We start from the raw sequence: 3,172 nt of genomic DNA on the forward strand, positions 1-3,172 counted from the left end.
GGCTCGGTGTTGGCGTAGCGCTGCTCATTGATCCCCCAGATCTGAAGCTGCGCCCGCTCGGCTTCACTGAGGATGTCGATGTTGCCAAGGCTCTGTAGCGAGTTTACGGGAGTGGTGGTAATCCTGTCGAGCAGTCTGTTGAGGTGCGTTGCAATGGATTCCACCGCCGTTCGCGAAAAATATCTGCAATCGTAGCTGTAGCCCAGCGACAGCACATTACTCTGCATGACCGATACCATCATTGGATAATTGCTGCTTTCGCGATTACGGATGTTGAAAAAAGCAAGCCCGCCCGGACTCGATTCGCGCAACGCCTCATCCATGGGATAGTTCTCGAATACGAGAATGCTGTCGAATAATCCCTGCCCGCTTTGTCCCAGCCAGCGCTGGATCTCATACAAAGGTGTTTGCTCGTGTTCGCGCGAGGCGAGGTTCTGCGCTTGCAGGTCGCGCAGCCATGCGCCGACCTGGTGCTCGGGCTGGAGCATTACCGACACGGGAAGCGTATTGATGAACAATCCCAACAAGTGCTCCGCTCCCGGCAGGGCGGCCGGCCTTCCCGCCACCGTGGCGCCGAAAAGGACGGTTTGCTTCCCGGTGTACTGGCTCAGCAAGATCGCCCAGACACCCTGTATCAGCGTGTTAAGGGTGACGCGTTCGCGACGGGCAAACTGAATCAACCTCTCGGAAAGGGAAAGCGGCAGTTCAGTGATATGCTCCCCATACTCTTCATGATCGGAATTTTCTCGGTGCGCAGGCAATATCGCCGCCAACCGCGTCGGCTCCCCGATTTCATTCAGCCGCTCCCTCCAATATGCTTCGGAAACTTCCACATCACGGCGCTGCAGCCACTCGATAAACCTGCGATATTCGCCTCTGCCCCGGAACGACGCTTCCTGAACTGGAGAGAGGTCTCCGGCATATCGCCGCAATACTTCCCCGGCCAGTTGGGAAGTGCTCCATCCGTCAAGCAGCAAGTGATGGATCGTCCAGATGAAGTGGTACCGGTCGTCGGTCAATCTCACCAGCGCGATGCGCATGAGCGGAGGTCTGGCAAGATCAAAACCCGAGGCATGTTCCACCCGCGCCAATACCTCAAGATCGCGCTCCCTTTTCTCCCTTTCCTCCCTATGCTCCCTATGCTCCTTATCCTCCCTGGTCCGCCAGTCGTGTTCCACAAATGGCAGCTCGACGGACTTGGCTACCCATTGCAGGGGCTTGCTGTCCTGAATCACGAAACCTGTCCGTAACACCGGGTGGCAAGCCACCGCAGCCTGCCATGCAGCCTTGAAACGAGTTGCATCCAGTCCCTCGATATCGGCCCTCAACTGATTGAGGTAAACACCGTGGTCGTCCCTGTCAAATACGCTGTGGAAAAGTATGCCCCCCTGCAATGGAGAAAGTGGATAAAGGTCTTCAAGCTGTGCGGCGGCGATGGGCAGAGGTAGACTGTCCAGCTCGCGCTGGCTGATTTCGACCAAGGGGAAATCCGAAGGGGTAAGGCCTTGTATGCCACGGGTGCAATGGACAATCAACGTTTCAAGCTCAGCCTGGCAAACGCTCAGGAATGCCTCAATTGTCGTCCTGTGGTAACGCGCGGCGCTATAGCTCACCGTAAGGCACAGTTCGCCCTCATAAACATGACTATTTATGGAAATATCATGACTGAGAGGCGCATTTTCATCGGTCAGGTCCCCTATCGATTCGGTCGCCAACGTCCACAGCGCGCTTTCGTCGAAACTCGCATCCAGTTGCCCCAGGTAATTGAATACGACTTCAGGCTGGGGCAGGGATGCCAGGGCTTCACGCTGTTCGGACGTGCCGTGATATTTGAACAGGCCGTAACCCACTCCCTTGTTCGGTATCCTTCGCAGATCCTCCTTGATGCGCTTGATTCTCTGACCCAAGTCTCCGGCTGGGTCGAGCAACACGGGATAGAGGGTGGTAAACCATCCGACCGTTTGCGAAAGGTCGATATCGTATAAATCTTCCCGGCCATGGCCTTCAAGATCGATCAGGATTTTCTTATGGCCGCTCCACCGGCAGAGGGCGCTTCCCAAGGCGGTAAGCAACAGATCGTTTACGTGAGTACGATAGGCTGGGGGCGCCTCCTTAAGCAAGGCGTGGGTCTGCGCCTTACCCAGCTTGAGCACAGCATCGTGCTGGTGACGAACGAAGCTCGCGCCCTCGGGGTTATCGCAGGGCAGTATGACCGGTACTCCCGTCAAGCTTCGCCAGTAAATTAGTTCTTCTCGGTTTTCATGTACATAACGCTGCAGCTGCGCGGTCCACACCTCATAGCTGCCCGATTTTTCGGGCAATGCGATAGCTTGGGCATTCCGGGCCTGACTATAGGCACTCTGCAAATCCTCGAGCAGGATACGCCAGGAAACGCCGTCGATCACAAGGTGATGAATAACCAGCAGCAACCGCTGGCTGCGATCGTCCATATCGAAAAGCACGGCGCGCAGCAATGAACCTTCCACGAGATTCAGGCTGCGCTGCGCCTCGTTGCACAGCACTTCCAGATCGGCTTCGGTAGCAGCTTTGCGCACCCATAACAAATCATCCGCAATGGATTCCCCACAAAACTGTTGCCAGTCGTCGCTCTCATTTCTGGCAAAGCGGAAACGAAGCGCGTCGTGGTGCCGCACCACGGCTTCCAGTGCCTGTCCAAGATGTGCAGGATCCAAATGTTCCCGGCTTTTCAGGAGCGCGGCCTGGTTCCAGTGATGTCGCGCGGGAATTTCCTGTGCGAAGAATTCAGCCTGAATTGGCAGCAGCGGTAGGAGTCTCCTCGAGCCTCCGTCGCTCAATCCTTCTTTCGGTTGTGCGCTTGTGATCGGAGTCAGGGTAGCGACGGTTGCATCTTGAGGCTCGAGCGTCATTGCCACCGACGCCAACGAAGCAATGGTCTGCTGTTCGAACAACTGGCGTGGCGTGATCTTCCAGCCGGCACGACGCGCTCGAGTGACGATCTGGAGGCTGAGTATGGAATCGCCCCCCAGCTCAAAGAAGTTGTCATGCCGTCCCATCTCTGCCACACCCAGCACCTGCGCCCAGATACCCGCCAGAATTTCTTCCGCTTCCCCCTGCGGTGCCTCATAATGCTCCGTATGGGTAAACTCCGGCTCAGGCAAGGCCTTGCGGTCTACCTTGCCGCTCGGATTGA

1 protein-coding gene is annotated in these 3,172 nt (G+C 56.6%); it reads right to left on the reverse strand.

The window, feature by feature from the left end; all coding sequences use genetic code 11:
- Positions 1–3,172: condensation domain-containing protein (locus tag C8R21_RS15340; RefSeq protein WP_258192456.1), on the reverse strand; the 3,172-nt coding region annotated here is incomplete at both ends.

Source organism: Nitrosospira multiformis (assembly GCF_003050865.1).
In the GTDB taxonomy this organism is placed as follows: Bacteria; Pseudomonadota; Gammaproteobacteria; order Burkholderiales; family Nitrosomonadaceae; genus Nitrosospira; species Nitrosospira multiformis_E.